Below are 23153 nucleotides of genomic sequence, written 5' to 3'. Positions count from 1 at the left end.
GCATGAGCGAGCGAAGTGGGCCGGTGGCATGAAGGTGCCCGGAGAGGGTCTCGCGAAGGGGCTGGCGGTCACCCTCAAGACGATGGTCGGCCACTCGCACACCCAGCAGTACCCGGACGTCGAGCCCGAGCTGCCGCCGCGCTCGCGTGGCGTGATCGCCCTGGCCGAGGAGAACTGCACCGTCTGCATGCTCTGCGCCCGGGAGTGCCCGGACTGGTGCATCTACATCGACTCGCACAAGGAAGAGGTCCAGGTCCCCGGCGCGGCGCGGCCCCGCCAGCGCAACGTCCTGGACAAGTTCGACATCGACTTCTCCCTCTGCATGTACTGCGGGATCTGCATCGAGGTCTGCCCGTTCGACGCGCTCTACTGGTCACCCGAGTTCGAGTACGCCGAGTACGACATCAAGGACCTGCTGCACGACAAGGACCACCTGGGGCAGTGGATGGCAACCGTGCCGCCGCCCCCCGCGCACGACCCGAACGGTGAGCCGGCGAAGGAGGAGACCGCCGCCGCACGAAAGGCCACGACCCCGCCGCCCGGCGCCGCCGCCCCGACCACCCCACCGGTACGCCCGCAGCGTCCCGCCGCGCCCCCACCACCCTCGGCGGCGCCGTGACCGGGGCGGATGTGCTGCTGCTGGCCCTCGGTGCGGTCGCGGTCGGCTCCGGCGCACTGGTGGTGACCACCCGGCACCTGGTCCGGGCCGGTCTCTACCTGGTGGTCTGCCTCGGTGCGATCGCCGGTCTCTACCTGGTGCTCACCGCCGAACTGCTGGCCTGGGTGCAGGTGCTCGTCTACGTCGGCGCGGTCGTGGTGCTCCTGCTCTTCGCGGTGATGCTCACCCGCGCCCCGATCGGCGCCTCCACCGACCTGGACCGGCCCGGTTGGCCGGCCGCCCTGATCGGCGGTGGCACCGGGGCCGGGCTGACGCTGCTGCTGATCGACGCGTTCCGCTGGTCCAGGGTGGAGCTGCCGGAGCCGGGTACGGCCGAACGGCTCGGCGCCGAGATCTTCGGCCGCTGGGTGCTCCCGTTCGAGGTGCTCTCCGTACTCCTGCTCTCGGCACTGGTAGGTGCGATCGCGATCAGCGTACGGATTCCGGGGCGGCGCCGATGAGACCCGTGATCCCGTACGTCACCGCGGCGATCCTGTTCGGCCTGGGCGTCTACGGCGTGCTCCGCCGGCGCAACGCGGTGCTGGTGCTGATGGCGGTCGAGCTGATGCTCAACGCGGTCAACCTGCTGCTGGTCACCGCCGACAGCACCACCCGGGCGGCGGTGCCGCACGGCGGGCAGGTGTTCGCGCTGTTCGTCATCGTGATCGCCGCCGCCGAGGTGGGCGTCGGACTGGCCATCGTGCTGCAGCTCTACCGGTTGCGGGGCAGCGTCGCGCTGGACGAGGTGACGCTGCACGAGCACCCGCCGGACGAGGGTCCCGAACCGGCGGTCGACACCACCGGCACCGGCCCCACCGGTTCCGCCGCCAGTGGGGTGGGGGCCAGGTGACCGCCGCGATCGTGCTCGGCTGGCTGCTTCCGGCCGTACCCTTCGGGGTGGCCCTGGCCGGCCTGTTGCTGCCGCAGCGGTCCCGGGCGGTCGCCGCCGGCCTCGGCATCGCCGGTGCCGCCGCGAGCCTGGTCGTCGCGGTGATCCTGCTCGCCACCCTGGACGGTGCCGCGGCCGAGGGTTCGGCGCTCTGGGTCGAGTTCGGTGGCCTGGAGGTGACCGCCGGGGTACGCCTCGACCCGACCGCCGCCCTGGTCGCGATCGCCGTGGCGGTGGTCGCGCTCGCGGTACAGGTCTACTCGGTCGGTTACCTCGACGACGACCGGTACGCCCCGTACGCCGCGCAGATCAGCCTCTTCACCGCCGCCATGCTGCTGGTGGTGGTCGCCGGTGACCTGCTCCTGCTGCTGGTCGGCTGGGAGGTCATGGGCATCTGCTCGTACCTGCTGATCGCGCACGACCGGCGGCTGCCGGAGGCTCCGGCGGCAGCGGTGAAGGCGTTCCTGGTCACCCGGGTCGGTGACGTCGGCTTCCTGCTCGGCATCGCGGTGCTCGGTTTCACCGCCGGCAGCTTCCGGATCTCCGAGGTGCTCGCGCACGACTTCCACGCCACCACGCTCACCGTCGCCTGCCTGCTGCTGCTGGCCGGGGTGGCCGGCAAGAGCGCCCAGTTCCCGCTGCACACCTGGCTGCCGGACGCGATGGCCGGTCCGACCCCGATCTCGGCGCTGATCCACGCGGCCACCATGGTCGCCGCCGGCATCTACGCGGTGACCCGGCTGTACCCGCTCTTCGTCCAGTCTCCGGCGGCGCTGACCGTGCTCGGGGTGATGGGCGCGGTCACCCTGCTGCTCGGGGCGCTGGCCGCGACCGCGCAGGACGACATCAAGCGGGTGCTGGCCTGGTCCACGGTCTCCCAGATCGGTTACATGGCCGGTGCGCTCGCCGTCGGCTCACCCGCCGCCGCGCTGTTCCACCTGCTCAGCCACGCCGCGTTCAAGGCGCTGCTGTTCCTCGCCGCCGGGTGTGTCATCCACGCCACCGGGACCAACTCGATGTCGGCGATGGGCGGGCTGCGCCGCCGGATGCCGGTCACCTTCTGGTGCACGGTGATCGGGCTCGGCGCGCTCGCCGGGGTGCCGCCGCTGGCCGGGTTCTGGAGCAAGGACGGCATCCTCGCCGTCGCCGAGCGGGCCGCGCTCGACGGGGTCGGCCCGGCCGGCGCACCGGTGGGCTGGCTGGTCTGGATCTCCGGCCTGGTCGGGGTCGCGGTCACCGCCTGGTACGCCACCCGCCTGCTGCTGCGCGCCTTCGCCGGCGCCTACCGGGGCGACGCGACGCCGCACGACCTGCCCGCGTTGCTCCGCTGGCCGGTGCTGGTGCTGGCCGTACCGAGTGCCCTGTTCGGGGCGGTCGCCTTCGCCGGGCCGTTCGCCGGGTGGCTCCGCCCGCCGGGGATCAGCGAGCACCCGCCGAACCTGTTGCCACTGGACGAGGAGCTGATCCACTTCGGCCCGCAACTGGTGTACCCGGTCGCCCTGCTCCTGCTCGGTGCGGGACTGGCCTGGTGGCGGTGGCGGAGCGATCCGGCCGCCGACCCGGCGACCGCGCTGGGCCCGCTGCGCCCGGCCTTCGACCGCGCCTTCTGGCTCGACGAACTCCAGCACACCCTGGTCGTACGCCCGGTGACGGCGCTGGCCCGGCTCGGCCGGCGCGGCGACGAGGTCCTGGTCGACGGCGCCGTCGAAGGGGTCGGTCGGGGCAGTGGCGCCCTCGGCGACTCCCTCGGCGCGCTGCACCGGTCGGGGCTGCCGAGGGCGGCGACCGCCGTACTGGCCGGGGCGTTGCTGATCGGGCTCGCCGCCGTGTTGATCGGAGTCGGCGGATGAGCGCCGGACAGGTCGGACTCGTCGCCATCCTGGCCCTGCCGGCGGTCGGTGCGGCGGTGACCGGTGCGCTGCCCGAGCGCTTCGACCGGGCCGGACGGGTGGTCGCCACCGGTTTCGCCGCCGCCACGCTGGTGGTGAGCGTCCTGCTCTTCTTCGGTGTCGGTGGTGGCGGCTTCGCCCACCAGGTGCCGGAGCAGGGGCCGCCGGGGATCCACCCCTGGCACGAACTGGACTGGACCTGGGTGCCCGGACTGGACCTCCGGTTCCACCTCGGGGTGGACGGGATCTCGTACCCGCTGGTGGTGCTCACCACCCTGCTGACCCTGCTCTGCTGCCTCTACACCTGGTGGCGGGCGCCGGCACCGGGCCGTGGCCGTACGCTGACCGCCCTGCTGCTGGTCATCGAGGTCGGCATCCTGGGCACCTTCCTCGCCCTCGACCTGGTGTTGTTCTTCGTCTTCTTCGAGGTCGTCCTCCTCCCGATGTACGCGGTGATCGCGATCTGGGGCGGGGAGCGCCGGGTGCACGCGGCCCGGAAGTTCGCCCTCTACACCCTCTTCGGCTCGGTGCTGCTGCTGGTCGGGGTCTTCGTCGCCGTCAGCGCGGCCGGCACCGCCGACATCGTCGCCCTGACCGGTGGGAACGGGCTGTCCCGGACCACCCAACTGGTGGCGTTCACCCTGTTCGCGCTCGCCTTCGCGGTGAAGAGTCCACTCTGGCCGCTGCACTCGTGGCTGCCGGACGCGCACAGCCAGGCGCCGACCGTGGGCAGTGTCATCCTCGCCGGGGTGCTGCTGAAGATGGGTACGTACGGCCTGATCCGGATCGGTGTCGGGGTCACCCCGGAGGGTGCCCGCTGGGCCGCCCCGGTGCTCGGTGTGCTCGCCGTCGCGGCGATCATCGTCGGTGCCCTGGTCTGCCTGGCCCAGACTGAGCTGAAGCGCCTCATCGCGTACTCCAGCGTCGGCCACATGGGTTTTGTCGTGCTCGGCATCGCCACCGTCACCACCACCGGGATCCAGGCCGCGCTGATCGGCAACATCGCCCACGGGCTCATCACCGGCCTGCTGTTCTTCATCGCCGGGGCGATCAAGGACCGGGCACACACCGGTGAACTCGCCGACCTGGGCGGGCTGCGGGAGACCGCCCCCCGGCTGGCCGGACTGCTCGGGTTCGCCGCGATCGCCTCCCTCGGACTGCCCGGACTCGCCGGGTTCTGGGGCGAGGCGTTCGGCGTGGTCGCCGCGCTGCGCCTCGGCGGACCGCTCTGGACCACGCTCGGCGTACTGGCGGCGTTCGGCGGGGCGCTCACCGCCGCGTACTTCCTGCGGCTGCTGCGCCGGATCAGCCACGGCCCCGCGACGCCCGCCGTGGCCAACCTGACACCCCGGGGGTACGCCGTCGAGCAGGCAATCTGGGCGCCCCTGGTGGTGCTCATCCTCGCCGTCGGCCTGCTGCCGCCGATCGCGCTGGACGTCGCCGACGAGCCGGTGAAGGCCCTGATCGAGGCGATCTCATGAACCTGACCCAGAGTGTGGACAACATCGCGCTGCTGCCGGCGTACCTGGCCGCCGGGACCGCCGTACTGGTGCTCCTGGCGGACCTGGTGGTGGCCCGGCGGGGCGCGACGACGGCCGTGTTCGCGGTCGGTGCGCTCGCCACCGCCGCCGGGGCGCTGGTGGTGGGGGGTAGCGGCGACGACCGGCAGACGTTCTGTGCCGGCGACGCCTGCTCCTACCTGTTCACCGGCCGGACCGGGCTGATCGCAGCCCTGTTCGCCCTGCTCACCCTCGGGGTGCTGGCGTTCTCGGTGCCGCTGCTGCGGGCCGGCGAGGTGCCGGCGGGGGAGTACTGCTTCCTGCTCGCCTGCTCGATGACCGGCGGTGTGGTGCTCGCCGGTGCCGGTGACCTGATCACCCTGATCGTGGCGTTGGAGACGCTGACCCTGCCGCTGTACGTGCTGGTCGGGCTGCGCCGGCGCAGCGTGGCCGGCGCCGAGGCGGCGGTCACCTTCTTCGTGGTCAGTGTGGTGGCGACCGCGGTCACCCTGCTCGGTGCGGCCCTGCTGTACGCGGTCACCGGGGCGCTGCACTTCCGCCTCCTGGCGACCGCGTTCGCCGCCGACCCGGACCTGCTGGACGTCCCGCTCACCTCGGCCGCGGTGGCGCTGGTGGTGCTCGGGCTGGCCTTCAAGATCGCGGCGGTGCCGTTCCACGCCTGGGCCCCGGCCACGTACGACGGCGCACCGCTGCCGGTCGCCGCGTACCTCTCCACCGCGTCGAAGCTCGGCGGTGTGGTCGCCCTGCTCGCGGTCACCGGGATCGCCGCACCGGTGGCCGGGTCGGTGGTCTCGGACGGGTCGGTCCCGTTGACGAACGCCGTCCTGCCCGCGTCGGTGACCGGGCCGGTGCTGGCCGCACTGGCGGTGCTGACGATGACCGTGGGGAACCTGGTCGCGCTCCGGCAGACCCGCATGATCCGCCTGCTGGCCTGGTCCTCGGTGGCCCAGGCCGGATACGTCATCGCCCCGCTGGGCGCGCTCGCGCTCGCTGGCGGTCGCACCCCGGAGGCGTTCGAGACGGCGCTCGCCGCCGCGCTGGCGTACACCGTCTTCTTCGTCCTGCTGGAGCTGTCCGCGTTCGGGGCGGTGATCGCCCTGCGGGCCGGGCACGGTGACGGTGGGGAGATCGGGGACTACCGGGGGGCAGCCCGCCGCCGTCCGGCGGTCGGTGCCGTACTGGCGCTGGCGCTGGTCGGGCTCGCCGGGTTGCCGCCCGGACTGGCCGGTCTGTTCGCCAAGGTCACCGTGGTCCGGTCGCTGCTGTTCGGGGACTCCGACTGGCTTGCCCTGGTGGTGGCGGTCAACGCGGTGATCGGACTGGCCTACTACGTACGCGTCGCCGCGACGATCTTCTCCCCGGCCCCGGAAGCCACCGTTCCGGGGCAATTCTCCACCGGGGTACGGGTCCCCTGGCCGGTCGCCGCGGCGCTCGCCGCCGCCACCGTGGTCACGGTGGTGATCGGCTTCGCCCCGCAACTCGTCCTGGACGCCGCCGCCGGTTGGTGACGTCCGCCCCATCGGCTGGTGACAACGGCCCCTAACCGGACTTCGGTGCTCCAACCTCCGCCGCCCATCGGCGTCTTACAGGCAACTCTCAGCTATATGGGGATTGTTGATGGGTATCGAGTTGTTGGAACGGTCAGCGGTTTCACGAGAGCCGCGCACCGAAGGAGTGATAGTGCACAGCCACCGCAACGGTCTCAAGACGGCCGCACTGCTGGGCCTGCTCACCGCGCTGATTCTCGGCGTCGGTTACGCGCTGGGCGGCAGCGGCGGTCTGGTCGTCGCCGTCCTGGTCTCGCTGGCGATGAACGCCGGCAGCTACTTCTGGTCGGACAAGCTCGCGCTCCGCTCGATGCGGGCGAAGCCCGTCACCGAGGCGGAGTTCCCGGCGTTGTACCAGATGGTCCGGGAGCTTTCCACCTCCGCCGGGCAGCCGATGCCCCGGCTCTACGTCAGCCCGACCATGCAGCCGAACGCGTTCGCGACGGGGCGTAACCCGCAGCACGCGGCGGTTGCCGTGACCACGGGCATCACCCAGATTCTCGACTACCGCGAGCTGCGGGGCGTGATCGGACATGAGCTGTCACACGTGTACAACCGTGACATCCTCATCTCCAGCGTCGCGGCGGGTCTCGCCGGCATCATCACGATGCTGTCGTACTTCGCCTGGTTCCTGCCGATCGGTGGCGGGGATGACGACGACGGCCCGAACCCGGCCGCACTGCTGCTCATGCTGATCCTCGGCCCGATCGCCGCGAGTGTGATCCAGCTCGCCATCAGCCGGAACCGCGAGTACGCCGCGGACGCCTCCGGGGCCACGATCACCCGCGACCCGCTGGCCCTGGCCAGCGCCCTGCGGAAGATCCACGAGGGTACGTCTCGGCTCCCGTTGCCCGCCGACAACCGGCTCACCTCGACCGCCCACCTGATGATCGACAACCCGTTCAAGGGTGGCGGCCTGGCGGGTCTCTTCTCCACCCACCCGCCGATGCAGGAGCGGGTACGCCGGCTGGAGCAGATGGCCCAGAACTCGGGGCCGGTGCAGTTCCAGCGTTGATCAGGCACTGACACGCGCCCAGCGACACGAACCGCCGACCGGGATCCCCGGTCGGCGGTTCCGTGTCTGCCGGCCCGTTCTGCGTCCTCCTCGACCCGTCGGGGCCTTCCGGTCGGGACAAGTCGTTTCACCGCGACCCGACCGGGGCGTTAGGGTCAGGAGGTCTTCCGCTCGTTACACACTTTTGTTTCGGCCCAGCATGCCGGGCTGTTACATCCGTACGACGTCGTTCCGTCCCAGAACGCCGATCCCGACCAGGAGGTCGCACCCGTGGCTGCGCTGCGCCAGTATCTGTTGGTTTGGCGGATCCCCGGCGCGCCCATGCTGTTGATCACTGGCATCATCGGCCGGCTCGGCATCGGCATGACCCCACTGGCGCTGCTCCTGGTCGTCGAGCAGGTCACCGGCAGGTACGCCCTCGCCGCCGCGGCGGGCGGCGTCTACGCCCTCGCCGGCGCCGCGCTCAGCCCGATCGCCGGCCGGATCGCCGACCGGATCGGCCCCACCCCGGTCCTCGTCGTGACCGCCGTCGCCCATCCGCTCGCCCTGGTGGGACTGCTGCTCGCCAGCCGAGCCGGTGCGGACGCGCTCAGCACGATCTACCTCATGTCCGGTGTCGCCGGGGCGACCTTCCCACCGCTCACCGCGGCCATCCGGGGCGCCTGGAACGACCTCACCGAACCCGGATCCGGCCGGTACGGGCTCCGCAACACCGCACTCGCCGCCGAGACCTCCCTGTTCGAGATCGTCTTCGTACTCGGCCCGCTGCTGGTCGCCTTCTTCGTACTGCTCGCCGACGCCACCGCCGCCCTGATCGGTGCGGCCGTGGCGACCCTCGCCGGAACCCTCGCCGTCGCGCTCGGCCGGGTCATGCGCGGCTGGCGCCCGCACCCGAACCACGCGCGCGCCACCGGCCTCGGCCCGCTGCGTTCGGGAGGGTTCACCGCCCTGCTGCTCTGCGCCGCCGGCCTGGGGCTCGCGTTCGGCGCCGCCGGGGTGGCCGTGCCCGCGTACGCCTCCGCACACGTCTCCGGAGACGCGGAGAGCCTGGCCGGGGTGCTGCTCGCCGTCTGGGGGGTCGGCAGTGCCGTCGGCGGGATCTGGTTCGGTACCCGGCGACCGGCCCGGAACCTGACCCGACAGTTCGCGCTGCTGCTCGCCGCCGTCGCGGCCAGCTTCGCCGTGTTCGCCCTGATGCCGCACCCGGTGGCGCTCGGCATCGCGCTGGTGATCGGCGGGGCGACCATCGCGCCGGCGCTGACCCTGGAGAACACCATGGTCGGGCGGATCTCGCCCGGCAGCATGCTCAATGAGGCGTACACCTGGCTGGTGACGATGTCGGTGGCGGCGAGTGCCGCCGGTGGCGCGGTCGCCGGGTTGATCGTCGACCAGGTCGGCGTACCGTGGGCTTTCCTCTTCGCCGGGGCGGCCGTCGCCGTCGCGGCCCTGGTCGCGGCGCCCCGCCGGGGTCCGATCGCAAGGGCCGAGGCCCGCGAGGCCGTACGGGTGGAGCAGGCCCTCGCCGCCGAACTGGTCTGACCACCCCGGTACGCCGCCCCGGTGGTCCACGGGGTCGGCGCCTGGGTGCAGCCGCGGCCCGCGCTGGTTCGGCGGGCCGCAGCGGTGGTGTCAGCGGTAGTTCGTAAATTGGAGGGCGACGCCGAAGTCCTCGGTCTTGAGCAGTGCGATGACAGCCTGCAGGTCGTCCTTCTTCTTGGCGGTGACCCGGAGCTGGTCGCCCTGGATCTGCGCCTGTACGCCCTTCGGGCCCTCGTCGCGGATCTTCTTGCCGATCGACTTGGCCTTCTCCGAGTCGATTCCCTGGATGACCTTGCAGTCGATCTTGTAAATCTTGCCCGAGGCGCGGGCGTCACCGGCGTCCAGAGCCTTCATCGAGATGTTCCGCTTGACCAACTTCTCCCTGAAGACGTCCAGCGCCGCCTTGACCCGCTCCTCCGTCTCGGCCTGCAGGCTGATCGCCTCCTCGCCGGACCAGGAGATCTCCGCGCCGGTGCCCCGGAAGTCGAAGCGCGTGCCGAGCTCCTTCTCCGTCTGCCGGAGGGCGTTGTCGATCTCCTGCCGGTCGACCTTGCTGACGATGTCGAACGACGGGTTGGCTGCCATGATCATGCTCCTGCTGGGTCGCGGTATGAAGATGTCCCGGACGGCTGCTGGGCGGTCCGACATGCCGACCGTACCCGGTTGCGTAGATGCCCGGTGCAACCGCTATCCTTGCTTCCGCTGCCGCGTTCAACGTGGCGGCACGCCCTGGCGGGTTGCCCGAGCGGCCAATGGGAGCGGACTGTAAATCCGTCGCGAAAGCTTCAGAGGTTCGAATCCTCTACCCGCCACCAGGTGCGGTTATCGCCCCTGACCAGCAGAGATGCCGGTCAGGGGCGATTCTCGTCTCGTCCGACCCAGCCGAGGCGGATCCGGCCTTCCGGGGCGCCCGGTGGGCAGACGGTGGGCAGGTGGATCTTGCCTTGTCCTGGCCGAGGTGGAGAACTACCGGGGGGAACAGGTGGGGGTCAGTCCGGTACCGGTACCCGTGCCCTGGAAGCCGAACTCGGTCGACTGGCCGGCCGTGAGAGAGCCGTTGTAGGCGACGTTGGTGAACTGGACCGCACCGGTGTTCCCGCTGCGGTTGGCGTTCCAGGCGTTGGTGATGCTGGCGCCCGACGGCAGGGTCATGGCGGCCGTCCAGCCGCTGATCGGCGAGGAGCCGGCGGTCACCCGTACGGTGGCGACGAAACCACCCGTCCACTGGTTGACCGACACCGTCGCCGAGCAGCCACCACCGGTCGGGGGCGTGGTGGGCGGCGTGGTCGGGGGTGTGGTCGGCGGGCCGGTGGTGGGTGGCGTTGTCGGGGGTGTGGTGGGCGGTGCGGTCGTCGGTGGTGTCGTGGGTGGAGGGGTTGGGCCGTCGGAGAGGACCGGGGTCTGCCAGTCCCTCCACTCGGCCAGGTTGCCGGCCGCCCTGCTGGAGATCCTGATCGCGCCGGGGGCGTTGCCCGTCCTCAGCAGGAACTTCTGGATGTTCTGCTGCAGGGGCGTACGCCATTCCGACCGGTTGGCGCAGTGGGTGCCGTCCTGGACGTCGGACCAGTAGGTGATGTTGTCCCCCGCACCGAGGGCCTTGTAGACCTCCGCGCCGCCCAGGGCCGCCACGCTCGCGGACCGGGGGCCCAGGTTGGCGATGTGTGGGTTGTCCATGATGAACAGCCCTCGCGGCGCGACCATGGCCACCATCTCGTGCGTGTCCACCGGGAGCGTGTTGGGGCTGCTCGTGAAGGAGCCGAACGCGTCGCCCAGCCACGGTTGTTCCCCGTACGCGCTGCTCAGACTCTGGGCGCCCTCCCCGGGAATGCCCCGGAAGATGGGTACGCCGGCGCTACCCGACTCGATCGGCATGGTCAGGGCGATGCGCTGGTCGTAGACACCGACCACGAAGGCGCCCTTTCCGAACCGGGAACATCCGGTGACGCCGGTCGCATCGGCCCTGAGGATGCTGCCGCCCGACTGTTCGATGACGTCGATGATCCGGCTCACCCCCCAGGCCCAGGCCATCAGCAGTCCGGTGCTGCTGGAGGAGCCGTAGATGCTGTAGAACGCGCCCTGTTTGTTGTTCCGGGGCGTGCCCTCCCGGCCAACCGCGTACGGGTCGTAGTTGATGACGGCGGCACCTGCGGCTCTGATCGCGGCCGTGTCCGCACCGAACCCGCCCAGGACGACAACGGCCGGGTGGGGGCCGGAACCACTGGGTAGTTGGACACTCGCGGAGAAGCTGGAGCTCCTGCCGTTGTGCGTGACGTTCACGGTGATGCTGCTGTTCGAGACCGTTCCCGTGACGCTTGCCGGCTTGACGGGCTTCTCGCCGTAGACGTACCTCTCCGCCAGCTTCTTGATCTCCGTCCGTCGGCATCGCCAGTCGGACTTGGCGGAGATCCGCGTGCCGTCCAGCTTCTTGAAGGGGTCGGGAAGCCTGGAGTTGGCGGTCAGCGAGCCGGGCAGGGACACCGGGCAGTCCGCACCCTCGTCCTCGACCGTCGCGGCGGCCACGACGTCGCCGGTGGCGGCCTCGGCGGTGGTGGTTCTCGCTACTGCCGATATCGCTCCGGTCGCCGCGAGTGCCGCTACCGCCAGCACGACGACCGTTGAACGGATTTTTGGATGCCCTGAGCTGATGATCACTAGGGCTCTCCTTCCGGGTGGGGGTGGTGGAAGCGACCTAGTGCGATCGATGATCACGAATGCCGAGTGCGCGTCAAGTGTCGAGCAAGTTATCGGAGAGTGTCAATATTTTGCCGAAAGTTTCGGTCCTTCGCGCGGGGAGCCGGGGGTGGTCGCTCGGTGCAGCGGATCGCGACGCGCCGGATGATGACTGAGGCATGGTGGTGGCCTCGGAACTGTTGTCATCTGGTCCGGGCTGTCCGGACATCCGCCGTTGATCCCGAGGGGAGACTGCCGTGGTCGCGCGGCCGTCCGGCCTCACCTACCGGAAACTTTCCGGCAATCGGGAACTTCGACTCCGTGGGGGGTGCTGGTAGGTGACGCTCCGGGGCGCGCGACGAGGTGGCCGGAGACCATCCCCGCGGGTGTCGGCGAACGGCGGAGATGCCGGGTGTCCGGGTGGACCGGTGGTTGGGCGGTCTCGGTCGGCGACGGGCTGTGCCGATAGAAGTAAATAAGGTGAGGCACGTCCGGCGGCCGTGTCGGACCGCCGGCGGCGCCGGGTGACCCCGGGCGTACGCGGTGGATGGCGCGACCCGTCCGCTTCGCGTCGACCGCGACCCTGACGCTGCTACGTGAGCTACGTCACGTACGGCCCGCCGCCGGCACGTGAACGTGCGCCGCCGGTCGAAACCGGTGGGCAGTCACGGGCGGGGGATCCGGTCTGCGCCCTAGTGACCAGACCGGTACGCGAGTGTGTGGTGAACAAACAAGATCGGCGACCGGTCGTACGGACGATGTCCCCACTAACCATCGTGCTGATTTGACCACTCATCGTGATGCCGTCCCGGCGGCCTTGTCCTTATCGGTTGACGCGACCGACTCAATCACCGATCCCAAAGGCGACGAATACCCACTGGTGATTGGTTCCCGGAACCGGCACGGACTGTTGTCATCTCCGATGCGCCGGCCTTCGCGTACGCGGCGCGCGGTTGGCATGAATCGGTCACCGATCGGCAACCCGGAGGTGGACCGTGCCCGCCTGGTCGCCCCGACTGCCACGCGCCGTGTTGGTCGGTGAGCGTTGCGTTGACGTGCGGGGCTACGGCTTGGAGGGCCGGTGTGGGGGTCCACGACGCGGGCCCGACCGGGGTCGGGACCGTCCGATATGGGGAGTGTTGAGGGCATAAGTTCGTTAGGTCGATTATGAGGAGCGGCGCGATTTAGTCCGTGTTTTCTGATTCGAGGAGTAGTTCACTTCGTGCGCTACCCGCACCAAGTCGGCGTTCTGTGGCACATGGGGTTGCGGCCGGCCGGTGGAGTTGTCCCTACCGTTCGGTTGGAATTTGCCGGATCGGCGGCGCGGCAGGCCCGTACCGCTTTGCTGCCTCCCGTAGCTGTGGCACCATCATGGAACCTCCACCTCTTCTCCGTCATGTTTTCGACAGGAGCGAACGATGCCCGCACGATGGCTGGGTCGGCTGCTTGGCTCGGCCCTTGCGCTGACGGCTCTCTTCATGGCAGTGCACGGCACCGGCGAGACCATGTTCTTCACCCAGGACACCTACGACTGGGGTCTCGGCGCGGGCGCGGTTGTGCTACAGGCCGTCGGGGGCCACCTCTAGATAGACCTCGCGGGCCCGGTTGACGGGGACCGCAGGAACGCGACCCCTAGGGAGCGGTATGGCCGGGCGGCAATCAGCGCCACGACGATCCGCTGAGCGCGCCTGGTTCATCACCGGACCACTGGCGATTCTCGCAGTGATCTGGTCGACAGGGCTCGGGATCCTCGCCGGCGACGGCGGCACCGAACGGCTCGTCGGGCGGATCGATCATCCGGTCGGTGCCTGGGTGGTCGCCGCCGCCCTGCTGGTTTTCATGGTGGTGACCGAGGGGTCGACCCTCCACTTCGTCATCCGGCGCCAGGCGATCATCGCCACGCTCACCGAGATCCCGCTGGTGCTGGCGCTGTTCTACCTCCAGCCACTGACCGTGGTGCTGATCTTCACCTTGGCGACCCTGATCAGCCAGCTCCGACGCCGGGTCGGAATGGCGAAGGCGTCCTTCAACGTGGCCAAGACCGCGGCCGCCACCTCGCTGGCCGGCCTGGTGCTCCAGGCACTGCCGCCGATGACGGACGCCGGACCGAGGACCCTGGCCAACCTCTTCATCGCGGTCAGCACGATCACCCTGGTCACCTTCGTCGCGGTAATCGGCGTGGTGACCCTCATCCAGGGCGCCCAGGCGGGTTGGGAGATGACCCGGACCGCGGCGCCCAACCTGGTCGTCGCGGGGGCCAACGTCTCGGTGGGCCTGATCGTGCTGATCGCGCTGGTCAGCACGTGGTGGTCACTGCTTCTGCTGGCACTGCTCGCCAGCGGGCTCGCCCTGGTGGGCAAGTCCTACGCGCAGTTCTTCCGGCAGCACCGCACACTCGCGGACATGTACGACCTCACCCGGGCGATGACCCAGAGTGGGCAGGACGGCACCCTCACGGACGTCATGCTGGGCCGGGTCCGGTCACTGATGCAGGCCGAGTACGCCACCCTCTGGCTACCGGCCCAGGGTCGGCATCCCGAGGTGCTGCTCACCGCGCGGGTCGACGACCCGGTCTGCTGGACCTGGGCCGGACGCCCCTGATCGCCCGGCGGCTGGCCGTACAGGAGAAGCGGACCGTCGCGGTGGGCGGACGGCTGGACGGCGACGAGGAGGTGCGGGCGGCCCTGCGCGCGGACGGCGCGAAGGACGTCATCGTGGCTCCGCTCCGCTCCGGTCAGGCGGTGATCGGCACCCTGGAGGTGGTCAACCGCCTCAGCGACAGCACCCACTTCCTCCCCGGTGACGTACCCGTCTTCGAGACGATCGCGGCACACGTCGCGGTCGCCCTGGAGAACTCCCGGCTGGTCGACCGGTTGCGCCACGACGCGTACCACGACGGGCTGGTCAACCTGCCGAACCGGCGCCGGATGACCGAGGCGCTCGAAGAGGCGGTACGGGTCCGGGCGCCGGGTGAGGTGGTCGCGGTCCTCCTCTTCGACGTCGACGGGCTGCGCCAGGTCAACGAGTCACTCGGGCACGCGGCCGGTGACGAGGTGCTCACCGAGGTCGCCTCCCGGCTGCGTTCCTGCGCGCCGGCGGCCGCCCTGGTCGGCCGGATCGGCGGGGACGAGTTCCTGGTCACCCTGCGGGCGGAGAACGCCGAGGCGGCCACCGAGCTGGCCGCCGAGCTGCGCGAGCAGATCCAGGACCAGATGGTCTTCGGCACGTTGGTCCTCGACGTCGACACCGCGGTCGGGGTGGCGGTCCATCCGGATCACGGCAACGACCCGGAGACGCTGCTGCGCCGGGTCGACCTGGCGGCCACCGCGGCGAAGTCGACCCCGGGCAGTATCCAGTTGTTCAATCCGGCCCTGGAGTCCCGCTCCATGCACCGCCTGGGCCTCGCGGGCGACCTGCGTCGGGCTCTGGACAACGGTGAGCTGGAGGTCTATTTCCAGCCGAAGGTGACCCTCGACGACCGGCGCCTGGTCGGGGTCGAGTGCCTGGCCCGCTGGGAGCATCCGGCACACGGTCCGGTCTCGCCGGAGGACTTCGTGGCGGTCGCGGAGCACACCGGCCAGTTGGAGCGGCTGACCGAGGCGGTGCTCCGGGAGGGGCTGCGACGCAGCCGGGACTGGACCGCCGACGGCGGCTCGCTCGCCGTGTCGGTCAACCTCTCCGCCCGTACGCTGATCGACCAGCACTTCCCCGACCGGGTGCAGGAGCTGCTGGCCGAGTACGGCGTCGCCCCGGAACTGCTGACCTTCGAGATCAAGGAAGCCGGTGTGCTGGACGGGACCAACCGTCCAATGCCGACCCTGCGCCGGCTGCGCGAGGTCGGCGTACGCCTGTCGGTGGACGACTTCGGTACCGGCTACTCGTCCCTGTCCTACCTACGGCGGTTGCCGGTCGACGAGGTGAAGGTCGACCGTTCGTTCGTGCAGGGCATGGCGACCGACCCGGTGGACCTGGCCATCGTCAACGCGGTGGTGACGCTCTCCCAGCAGTTCGGCCTCACGGTGGTCGCCGAGGGTGTGGAGAGCGAGTTGACGCTGGAGTTGCTGCAGGACATCGGCTGTCAGATCGGCCAGGGGTTCCTGTTCAGCAGGCCGCTGCCGTACGAGCGGCTGGAGGCGTGGATCGGTGCCCAGGTGGAGCCGGAAACGGCCGCCGCCAGCGACGTACGGCGCCTGCGCGCGGTGCCGTGAGGGCCGTCGGATGGTCCGTGGGCAGGCACTATGCGACCCCCGGGGATCCGATTTCCCCACCGCTGGATCGCCGTGTACTCTTACCCCTGCGCGCCAAAAGCAAGATCGCGTTGCCCCCTTAGCTCAGTCGGCAGAGCGTCTCCATGGTAAGGAGAAGGTCTACGGTTCGATTCCGTAAGGGGGCTCAGAGGGTTCAGCTGGACCCGCCTGCGGCGGTGTAGCTCAGATGGTAGAGCAAGCGGCTCATAATCGCTGTGTCGCCGGTTCAAGTCCGGCCACCGCTACTCTCGGCACCCGGGCCCGGTCCGGAAACCGAAGTGAAGGGCGCCAAGTGGCGCCCACTTTGCATGTCCGCACAGCAGGCAGGTACGCTGCTGTGTCGTAGTTGATCCTTAGCGAGGAAGGCACTCCGCCGTGGCGAAGGCGACCGATGTCCGTCCGAAGATCACTTTGGCGTGTGTGGAGTGCAAGGAGCGCAACTACATCACGCGTAAGAACCGTCGTAACGACCCGGACCGTATCGAGCTGAAGAAGTTCTGCCCCCGGGACGGCAAGCACACCGTTCACCGCGAGACCCGCTAGAACCGCTGGCCGGTCCAGCGCCGGCCACGCAGTCTTTCCACATCGCCGTACCGATCGGGCGTTTTCGCCTTCGGTGCGGCGATCGTGTTTTTCCGACCGGCATTTCGCCAAACGGTGATCGAGGATCCGGGAGTGTAGGTTCGCGGCATGTCGTTGGACCCGTCTTTTGTTGGCCGCAGTTATCCGCCGACCGTCCCCTACCGGGTGGGACGGGAGAAGATCCGTGAGTTCGCGACCGCGATCGGCGCGACCGATCCGGCGTACCATGATCCCGAGGCCGCGCGAGCGCTCGGACACGGCGACGTGGTCGCCCCGCCGACCTTTCCGGTCATCATCACGATGGCGGCGAGCCAGCAGCTCATCGAGGACCCCGCGCTGGGCATCGACTACAGCCGGGTGGTCCACGGCGACCAGCGGTTCGCGTACGCCCGCCCGGTGATCGCCGGGGACGAGCTGGTCTGCGTCAACACCGTCGAGGAGATCACCTCTCGCGGTGGGCACGATTTCCTGACCACCCGGACCGACGTTTCGACGGTGGCCGGCGAACCGGTGGTCACCGTCTGGTCAAAGCTTGTCGTACGCGGGGAGGGCTGACGTGGAGCTGCCGGTCAAGACCTTCCGGGTCACCCGGGCGGATCTGGTCCGCTACGCGGGTGCCTCGGGCGACTTCAACCCGATCCACTGGAGCGACCGGTTCGCGACCAAGGTGGGACTGCCGGGCGTGATCGCCCACGGCATGTTCACCATGGCGCTGGTCGGCCGCGCGGTGACCGAGTGGGCCGGTGACCCCGCCGCGGTGGTCGAGTACGGCGTCCGGTTCACCCGGCCGGTGGTGGTGCCAGACGACGACGAGGGCACCGAGATCGAGGTACGCGCGGTGGTACGCGACGGCGCCGAGCCGGGCCTGACCAGGCTGGACCTGACCGCGACCTGTCACGGTGAGAAGGTGCTGGCGCAGGCGCGGGCGACCATCCGGGGCCCGATCGCCGGCGCCTGACGGTCGATCTCCGGCCACCCTCGCGCGGCCCCGGCCGGGTCGGCGTGGCGGGTGTTCGGCACACGGCGTGGCGGGTGTTCGGCAGGTGGTGGTGGCCGGTTGGGAAAGTCGGTCGTCTACCCGTACACTGGTCCGCCGTGGGGCAAGTAGGCCCTACTTAGGCGTGCGCGCCCGAGTAGGGACGGCTTTCCCGCACAGGGGTGTAGCTCAATTGGCAGAGCAGCGGTCTCCAAAACCGCAGGCTGCAGGTTCAAGTCCTGTCACCCCTGCGCCTTAGGCCTGACCGTTCCCGGGGGTCGGAGTCGCCGATGCGCGACGATCGTCCCGTGGTGGTGGCATCGGCGGGGCTGTTCTGGAGCGGGTCGCCCCGCCGAAGGCAGCTTTCGTCGGCTCCGCCGGCCGCGGCCCGTCCCGGGGGACGGTAGGGTCCGGGTTTCGGCCGAGCGCGTTACTCGTACTCGGTCGGCGTGACCAGTGTGTCGTGCGTCCACCCGACGTACGAACCCAGCACCCCCCGACGGAGGGCGAAGTGGCCGAGAGCAACCGGCGCGGCGAGGACGCCGCGGACGACGACCGTCTTGACGACGAGACGATCGACGACGCTATCGACGATGACGCCGACGAGGGCGAGGAGCCGGTCTCGCGCGGTGGCACCGCCACCCGTTCCCGGACCAAGGCAGAGTCGGCGGACAGCCGGCCGAAGGCCAAGTCGGAAACCCAGCGGGTGGGATTTTTCGGCCGGATCGCCCGGTTCTTCCGCGAGGTCGTGGCCGAACTGCGTAAGGTCATCTGGCCAACCCGGAAGGAACTGCTGACCTACACCGCCGTGGTGGTCGTCTTCGTCGCGGTGATGTTGACGGTCGTGGCCGGGCTGGACTACGGGTTCGCCCAGGGCGTGTTGTGGGTCTTCGGTAACCCCAGCTGACCCAGCTGCCGCAGCTGATAGTGACGGAAGTGAGCAAGCGTGCCTGAGTACGACGAGACCGCCGGACCCGCGGACGAGCAGTCCGCGGTGGCGACGGCGGCCGGTGACGAGTCGGTCGAGGCCGCCAGCGAGCCGGATTTCGATGAGATCACCGAGTCGGAGCCGGACGAGGACTACGACCCCGTCGCTGAGTTGCGGCAGAAGCTGCGCTACGCGCCGGGTGACTGGTACGTCGTGCACTCCTACGCCGGTTACGAGAACAAGGTCAAGACCAACCTGGAGACCCGGATCACCAGCCTCGACATGGAGGAGTTCATCTTCCAGGTCGAGGTTCCGACCCGGGAAGAGGTCGAGGTCAAGAACGGCAAGCGGAACCAGGTCCAGGCGAAGGTCTTCCCCGGTTACATCCTGGTTCGGATGGAGCTGACCGCGGAGTCCTACTCCTGCGTCCGGAACACCCCGGGGGTGACCGGCTTCGTGGGCGCGACCGACCGGGTCGACCGGCCGGCGCCGCTGTCGCTGGACGAGGTGCTCAAGTGGCTCGCTCCGGCGGTCGAGGCCGAGACCAAGGGCGGCAAGGCGAAGCCGGAGGTTCGGGTGCTCGACTTCGAGGTCGGTGACTCGGTGACCGTGACCGACGGTGCCTTCGCCTCGTTGCCGGCGACGATCAGTGAGATCAACCCGGACCAGCAGAAGCTCAAGGTGCTGGTGTCGATCTTCGGTCGGGAGACCCCGGTCGAGCTCAACTTCAACCAGGTCGCCAAGATCTGACGTTCGTTGATGGGCGTCGGGTCCGGTCGGGCTCGGCGCCCATCGCCGTCTGTTCGGCCTCGACGGCGACCTGGGCGGATGGCCGGGCTCCGGCCTGCGCTATCCTAGAACGTCGCCCCGTTGGTCGCGCTGACCGTGCGCGCCCCCGTGCCGACAACGTCCGGTGCACATTCACCAGATATCAAGCCCCAGGAAGAGACATGCCTCCGAAGAAGAAGCTCGTCAAGACGTTCACGCTTCAGCTGCCGGCAGGCCAGGCCACTCCGGCTCCGCCGGTCGGCCCGGCGCTGGGTCAGCACGGCGTCAACATCATGGAGTTCTGCAAGCAGTACAACTCGCAGACCGAGTCGCAGCGTGGTGACATCGTCCCCGCCGAGATCAGCGTGTTCGAGGACCGGAGCTTCAGCTTCGTGCTGAAGACCCCGCCCGCCGCGCGACTGCTGATCAAGGCCGCCGGTGTGGCCAAGGGCTCCGGCGTGCCGCAGAGCGAGAAGGTCGGCTCGATCACCCAGGCGCAGCTCCGCGAGATCGCCGAGAAGAAGATGGTCGACCTCAACGCGAACGACGTGGAGCAGGCCGCGAAGATCATCGCCGGCACCGCCCGGTCGATGGGCATCACCATCAAATGACAACTCTCCACCTCAGCGTGGCGAGTTCGGAATTCGTGGGAGGGCGTGCCGACGGCACGACCCGCCAGACACCACAGGAGTAGGCAGAGATGCAGCACAGCAAGAACTACCGCAAGGCCACCGAGGTCATCGACCGGGACAAGCTCTACACCCCGGCCGAGGCGGTCAAGCTCGCCAAGGACACCAGCAGGGTGAAGTTCGACGCCACGGTTGAGGTCGCGATGCGCCTCGGCGTCGACCCCCGTAAGGCCGACCAGATGGTCCGCGGCGTGGTCAACCTGCCGCACGGCACCGGTAAGACCGCCCGCGTGATCGTGTTCGCCGCTGGCGCGAAGGCCGACGAGGCCGTTGCCGCCGGTGCGGACGAGGTCGGCACGGACGAGCTGGTCGCCCGGATTCAGGAAGGCTGGCTCGACTTCGACGCGGCGATCGCCACGCCGGACCAGATGGCCAAGATCGGCCGGATCGCGCGGATCCTGGGCCCGCGCGGCCTCATGCCGAACCCGAAGACCGGCACCGTGACCATGGACGTCACCAAGGCCGTCTCGGACATCAAGGGTGGAAAGATCACCTTCCGGGTGGACAAGCACTCCAACCTGCACCTGATCATCGGCAAGGCCTCCTTCACCGAGACCCAGCTGATCGACAACTACGCCGCGGTCCTCGACGAGGTGCTGCGTGCCAAGCCGTCGGCGGCCAAGGGCAAGTACCTGAAGAAGGTCACCGTCGCCACCACCATGGGCCCCGGCGTGCCGGTCGACCCGAACGTGGTGAAGAACCTGCGGGGCGAGACCGAGGCCTAGTCACCGCTGCGGGCCCCGGTCAGGGCCCGAGGTCGACGAACGCGAACCGCGTCGGGGCTCCACCCAGCAACGGGTGGGGCCCCGACGCGTATCCGGATCTGGCAAGCTCGGCTCCATGCGTCTCGACGGTGTCTGGCTGCGGTACCGCCGGCGCGCTCCCTGGGTGCTGCGGGCGGTGGGGCTCGACCTGGCGCCGGGCGAGGCGGCGGTGGTGCTGGGGCCCAACGGGGTCGGCAAGTCCACCCTGCTCCAGATAACCGCCGGGGTGCTCCGCCCGACCCGGGGCGCCGTACGCGACCGGCCTCGGGTGGTCGGTTGGGTGCCGGAGCGCTTCCCGGCCGACCAGCCGTTCACCGTCGACCAGTATCTGACCGCGATGGCTCGGGTGCGTGGACTGTCCGCGGCCGAGTCCGGGCGACTGGTCACGGCGTGGACCGAACGGCTCGGGGTGGCCCGGTACCGGAACGTGCGGCTGCCGGAGCTGTCCAAGGGCACCGCACAGAAGGTCGGGCTTGCCCAGGCGCTGCTCGTACCGCCGGATCTTCTGGTTTTGGACGAGCCCTGGGAGGGGCTCGACGCGACCGCCCGGGAGATCGTGCCGGATCTGATCGCCGAGGTGCTGCACGCGGGCGGCTCGGTGCTGGTGAGTGACCACCGGGGCGAGACGGTGCGGCTGCCGCAGGCGGCGCACTGGGTGGTCGCCGACGGCACGGTCACCGTCGGAGGACCGGCCCCGGGCGGCGGCAGCACCGTGGTGGAGATCGCGGTCCCGACCGCCGACGCTGCCGGCACCGTCGCCGCGTTGCGCGCCGCCGGCCACCAGGTGATCCGGGTACGGGCCGCCGAACCGTCACCGGCCCCGTCGACCCCCAGCGGGTTGACCGGCGGCGAGGAGTCGACCGGCAGCGGTTCGACCGGTAGTGGGCTGACCGAGAGCGAGCTGGCCTCATGATCGCGTTGGTACGGATGCGGCTGGCCGGATTCGTCCGGACCGGTCGGGCGATCGCGCCGATGATCGCCGGGCTGGTCGTGCTGGGTGTGCTCTACGGCGGCGGGCAGGCGCAGGCGGGGGAGGCGTACGGGGTCTCCGCGGTGGTTCTGTTCCCCGTACTGGCCTGGCAGACCAAGCTCCTGCTCGACGTCGAGCCGGACGTGGCCCGCCGGCTGGCCCTGGTCGCCATCGGCAGCCGGAGCCGGGAGTTGGCCGCCGGTCTGATTGCCGCCACGGTGGCGGGCCTCGGCACCGTGCTGATCGCGCTCGTCCTGCCCTGGGCGCTCGGGGGCATCACCGGTCCGGAGAAGCCGGAGCACCTGCCGCTGGCCCAGGGGATCACGCTCGGGGTCTGGGCGCACCTGCTGGTCCTGCCGGCGGCGGTGGCCCTCGGCGCACTGGCCAGCCGGGCCGCGACCGACAGCCCCCGGTACGGGGTCCTGGTCCTGGTCGGCGGCGCGGTCGGGGCGATCGTGTTCGGGCTGCGGGACTCGGTGCTCCCGTGGGTGGCGCCGCCGATGATGGCCACCGCACGGGCGATCACGTCGGGTCCGAGCGGCCTGCGGGTGGTGGAGCTGACCGGGCACGCCCTGCTCTGGAGCGCCGCCGCCCTGGCCCTGTACGCCTGGCTGCGCCGGAACCGGGCGTGACCTGGCTCACCCGTTCCAGCCCGCCCGGTCACTGATTTGGTGGTGGCGGGCTCGTCCCGTACTCTTGACAAGTCGTCTGGGCTTCGGTTCGGGCGGACGTAACCACCAAAGACCGCTGGCCACCGTGCTCAGGCACGGTTGAAGGTCCCGTTCGACGGGCGGCCCGCGCAGGCGGAGACGGTAGCGTGCCGGTCAAGATCATGTGACCCTGTCGCCCCGTGCGCCCTGCGCCGGGGCGTTTCTCGTTGCGGCGGTTCCTTCCTACCTTTCACGAAGGTAACCAGCCTTTAGCAATGAGAGAGGAGGGACATGGCGGACAAGCCGGTTCGGGCCGACAAGGCCACGGCCGTTGCCGAACTCACCGAGAGCTTCCGTAGCTCGGGTGCCACCGTGCTGACCGAGTACCGCGGCCTGACGGTCGCCCAGCTGACTCAGCTGCGGCGCTCGCTGGGTCGGGAGACGACCTACTCGATCACCAAGAACACGCTGGCCAAGCGCGCTGCGACGGACGCTGGTATCCAGGGTCTCGATGAGCTGTTCACCGGTCCTACCGCGTTGACCTTCGTCGGCGGCGACGTCGTCGAGGCGGCGAAGGGTCTCCGGGACTTCGCGAAGGCCAACCCGAAGCTCGTCATCAAGGGTGGCGTCTTCGAGGGTCGGGCCATCACCGCGGACGAGGTCACCAAGCTCGCCGACCTCGAGTCCCGTGAGGTGCTGCTGGCCAAGCTGGCCGGCGCGATGAAGGGCAACCTGAGCAAGGCCGCGGCGCTGTTCCAGGCGCCGCTGTCCAAGACCGCCCGCCTGGCTGCGGCGTTGCAGGACAAGCTCGAGAAGGAGGGCGCCGAGCAGGCCTGACGGCCGGCTCGAGCG

At 70.0% G+C, this 23153-nt stretch carries 21 protein-coding genes, 4 tRNA genes and 1 pseudogene; 24 read left to right on the top strand and 2 right to left on the bottom strand.

All coding sequences use genetic code 11. The features are described 5' to 3' along the window. Window positions 1-28 precede the first annotated feature (28 nt). The 8 genes from ACWEFB_RS30715 (at window position 29) to ACWEFB_RS30680 (ending at window position 9057) form a co-directional block, all read left to right on the top strand. Window positions 29-619: a NuoI/complex I 23 kDa subunit family protein gene (locus ACWEFB_RS30715; protein WP_452290998.1), complete on the top strand. Its 591-nt coding sequence runs from the start codon at window positions 29-31 to the stop codon at window positions 617-619. Then, window positions 616-1119 carry an NADH-quinone oxidoreductase subunit J family protein gene (locus ACWEFB_RS30710; protein ID WP_326561125.1) on the top strand — a complete coding sequence of 168 codons (504 nt, stop codon included), beginning with the start codon at window positions 616-618 and terminating at the stop codon, window positions 1117-1119. The genes ACWEFB_RS30715 and ACWEFB_RS30710 overlap by 4 nt, the downstream gene beginning before the upstream one ends. Continuing rightward, window positions 1116-1508: an NADH-quinone oxidoreductase subunit NuoK gene (gene nuoK, locus ACWEFB_RS30705; protein WP_452290996.1), complete on the top strand. Its 393-nt coding sequence runs from the start codon at window positions 1116-1118 to the stop codon at window positions 1506-1508. The genes ACWEFB_RS30710 and nuoK overlap by 4 nt, the downstream gene beginning before the upstream one ends. Beyond that, entirely contained in the window at window positions 1505-3397 is a 1893-nt protein-coding gene (locus ACWEFB_RS30700; RefSeq protein WP_452290994.1) for an NADH-quinone oxidoreductase subunit 5 family protein, read from the top strand. The genes nuoK and ACWEFB_RS30700 overlap by 4 nt, the downstream gene beginning before the upstream one ends. After that, window positions 3394-4917 (top strand): complex I subunit 4 family protein, encoded by a 1524-nt coding sequence (locus ACWEFB_RS30695; RefSeq protein WP_452290992.1) that lies wholly within the window; start codon window positions 3394-3396, stop codon window positions 4915-4917. The genes ACWEFB_RS30700 and ACWEFB_RS30695 overlap by 4 nt, the downstream gene beginning before the upstream one ends. Further along, the gene (locus ACWEFB_RS30690; RefSeq protein WP_452290990.1) at window positions 4914-6464 is read left to right on the top strand and encodes an NADH-quinone oxidoreductase subunit N; all 1551 of its coding nucleotides are present in this window, start codon (window positions 4914-4916) and stop codon (window positions 6462-6464) included. Before ACWEFB_RS30695 ends, ACWEFB_RS30690 begins: the two co-directional genes overlap by 4 nt. A 172-nt stretch (window positions 6465-6636) precedes the next feature. Next, a complete protein-coding gene (gene htpX, locus ACWEFB_RS30685) occupies window positions 6637-7518 on the top strand; it encodes a zinc metalloprotease HtpX (protein WP_452290988.1) in 882 nt (293 codons plus the stop codon). A 270-nt stretch (window positions 7519-7788) separates the two neighbouring features. Beyond that, complete coding sequence (locus tag ACWEFB_RS30680; protein ID WP_452290986.1) at window positions 7789-9057, top strand: MFS transporter; 1269 nt, start codon at window positions 7789-7791, stop codon at window positions 9055-9057. Window positions 9058-9147: 90 nt separating this feature from the next. Here ACWEFB_RS30680 and ACWEFB_RS30675 read toward each other — a convergent pair whose 3' ends face one another. After that, window positions 9148-9642 (bottom strand): YajQ family cyclic di-GMP-binding protein, encoded by a 495-nt coding sequence (locus tag ACWEFB_RS30675; protein ID WP_326561119.1) that lies wholly within the window; start codon window positions 9640-9642, stop codon window positions 9148-9150. Between the two features lie 146 nt (window positions 9643-9788). Between ACWEFB_RS30675 and ACWEFB_RS30670 the strand changes: the two genes are divergently transcribed. Beyond that, window positions 9789-9872 (top strand) — tRNA-Tyr (locus ACWEFB_RS30670). Between the two features lie 151 nt (window positions 9873-10023). Here ACWEFB_RS30670 and ACWEFB_RS30665 read toward each other — a convergent pair. Further along, the gene (locus ACWEFB_RS30665; protein ID WP_452290983.1) at window positions 10024-11664 is read right to left on the bottom strand and encodes a glucuronyl esterase domain-containing protein; all 1641 of its coding nucleotides are present in this window, start codon (window positions 11662-11664) and stop codon (window positions 10024-10026) included. Between the two features lie 1481 nt (window positions 11665-13145). On the opposite strand from ACWEFB_RS30665, the gene ACWEFB_RS30660 reads away from it, so the two are divergent. The 15 genes and pseudogenes from ACWEFB_RS30660 (at window position 13146) to rplJ (ending at window position 23138) form a co-directional block, all read left to right on the top strand. Further along, the gene (locus ACWEFB_RS30660; protein WP_452290981.1) at window positions 13146-13313 is read left to right on the top strand and encodes a hypothetical protein; all 168 of its coding nucleotides are present in this window, start codon (window positions 13146-13148) and stop codon (window positions 13311-13313) included. A gap of 58 nt (window positions 13314-13371) precedes the next feature. Next, a pseudogene (locus ACWEFB_RS30655) lies at window positions 13372-15935 on the top strand (putative bifunctional diguanylate cyclase/phosphodiesterase). Between the two features lie 112 nt (window positions 15936-16047). After that, window positions 16048-16120, top strand: a tRNA-Thr gene (locus ACWEFB_RS30650). 26 nt (window positions 16121-16146) lie between these two features. Continuing rightward, window positions 16147-16219, top strand: a tRNA-Met gene (locus ACWEFB_RS30645). 130 nt (window positions 16220-16349) lie between these two features. Next, entirely contained in the window at window positions 16350-16517 is a 168-nt protein-coding gene (rpmG, locus tag ACWEFB_RS30640) for a 50S ribosomal protein L33 (RefSeq protein WP_013288652.1), read from the top strand. 147 nt (window positions 16518-16664) lie between these two features. Then, entirely contained in the window at window positions 16665-17111 is a 447-nt protein-coding gene (locus ACWEFB_RS30635) for an FAS1-like dehydratase domain-containing protein (protein WP_452290979.1), read from the top strand. 1 nt (window position 17112) lies between these two features. Next, the gene (locus tag ACWEFB_RS30630; protein WP_452290977.1) at window positions 17113-17514 is read left to right on the top strand and encodes a MaoC family dehydratase; all 402 of its coding nucleotides are present in this window, start codon (window positions 17113-17115) and stop codon (window positions 17512-17514) included. 196 nt (window positions 17515-17710) lie between these two features. Continuing rightward, window positions 17711-17783: transfer RNA gene (locus ACWEFB_RS30625), tRNA-Trp, on the top strand. Window positions 17784-18043: 260 nt separating this feature from the next. After that, the gene (secE, locus tag ACWEFB_RS30620; protein ID WP_326561110.1) at window positions 18044-18439 is read left to right on the top strand and encodes a preprotein translocase subunit SecE; all 396 of its coding nucleotides are present in this window, start codon (window positions 18044-18046) and stop codon (window positions 18437-18439) included. A 39-nt stretch (window positions 18440-18478) separates the two neighbouring features. Then, window positions 18479-19210: a transcription termination/antitermination protein NusG gene (gene nusG / locus ACWEFB_RS30615; protein WP_326561109.1), complete on the top strand. Its 732-nt coding sequence runs from the start codon at window positions 18479-18481 to the stop codon at window positions 19208-19210. Window positions 19211-19410: 200 nt separating this feature from the next. Beyond that, a complete protein-coding gene (gene rplK / locus ACWEFB_RS30610; RefSeq protein WP_329107110.1) occupies window positions 19411-19839 on the top strand; it encodes a 50S ribosomal protein L11 in 429 nt (142 codons plus the stop codon). 89 nt (window positions 19840-19928) lie between these two features. Further along, on the top strand, window positions 19929-20642 hold the full coding sequence (rplA, locus tag ACWEFB_RS30605) for a 50S ribosomal protein L1 (protein ID WP_326561107.1): 714 nt from the start codon (window positions 19929-19931) through the stop codon (window positions 20640-20642). A 115-nt stretch (window positions 20643-20757) separates the two neighbouring features. Then, complete coding sequence (locus tag ACWEFB_RS30600; RefSeq protein WP_452290974.1) at window positions 20758-21594, top strand: ABC transporter ATP-binding protein; 837 nt, start codon at window positions 20758-20760, stop codon at window positions 21592-21594. Next, entirely contained in the window at window positions 21591-22283 is a 693-nt protein-coding gene (locus ACWEFB_RS30595; protein WP_452290972.1) for a hypothetical protein, read from the top strand. Before ACWEFB_RS30600 ends, ACWEFB_RS30595 begins: the two co-directional genes overlap by 4 nt. A gap of 309 nt (window positions 22284-22592) precedes the next feature. Further along, entirely contained in the window at window positions 22593-23138 is a 546-nt protein-coding gene (gene rplJ, locus ACWEFB_RS30590; RefSeq protein WP_326561104.1) for a 50S ribosomal protein L10, read from the top strand. The last annotated feature ends 15 nt before the right edge of the window (window positions 23139-23153 follow it).

The organism is Micromonospora sp. NPDC004704, from assembly GCF_053601675.1.
Note: the sequence above shows the minus strand (reverse complement) of the source record. Positions and strands in the feature narration are given on the sequence as shown.

Bases quoted from the DNA above. Each gene is read 5' to 3' on its own strand.
- ACWEFB_RS30715 (WP_452290998.1), top strand. From the start codon at position 29: ATGAAGGTGCCCGGAGAGGGTCTCGCGAAGGGGCTGGCGGTCACCCTC.
- nuoK (WP_452290996.1), top strand. From the start codon at position 1,116: ATGAGACCCGTGATCCCGTACGTCACCGCGGCGATCCTGTTCGGCCTG.
- ACWEFB_RS30695 (WP_452290992.1), top strand. From the start codon at position 3,394: ATGAGCGCCGGACAGGTCGGACTCGTCGCCATCCTGGCCCTGCCGGCG.
- ACWEFB_RS30690 (WP_452290990.1), top strand. From the start codon at position 4,914: ATGAACCTGACCCAGAGTGTGGACAACATCGCGCTGCTGCCGGCGTAC.
- ACWEFB_RS30675 (WP_326561119.1), bottom strand. From the start codon at position 9,642: ATGGCAGCCAACCCGTCGTTCGACATCGTCAGCAAGGTCGACCGGCAG.
- ACWEFB_RS30660 (WP_452290981.1), top strand. From the start codon at position 13,146: ATGCCCGCACGATGGCTGGGTCGGCTGCTTGGCTCGGCCCTTGCGCTG.
- ACWEFB_RS30635 (WP_452290979.1), top strand. From the start codon at position 16,665: ATGTCGTTGGACCCGTCTTTTGTTGGCCGCAGTTATCCGCCGACCGTC.
- rplK (WP_329107110.1), top strand. From the start codon at position 19,411: ATGCCTCCGAAGAAGAAGCTCGTCAAGACGTTCACGCTTCAGCTGCCG.
- rplA (WP_326561107.1), top strand. From the start codon at position 19,929: ATGCAGCACAGCAAGAACTACCGCAAGGCCACCGAGGTCATCGACCGG.
- ACWEFB_RS30600 (WP_452290974.1), top strand. From the start codon at position 20,758: ATGCGTCTCGACGGTGTCTGGCTGCGGTACCGCCGGCGCGCTCCCTGG.
- ACWEFB_RS30595 (WP_452290972.1), top strand. From the start codon at position 21,591: ATGATCGCGTTGGTACGGATGCGGCTGGCCGGATTCGTCCGGACCGGT.
- rplJ (WP_326561104.1), top strand. From the start codon at position 22,593: ATGGCGGACAAGCCGGTTCGGGCCGACAAGGCCACGGCCGTTGCCGAA.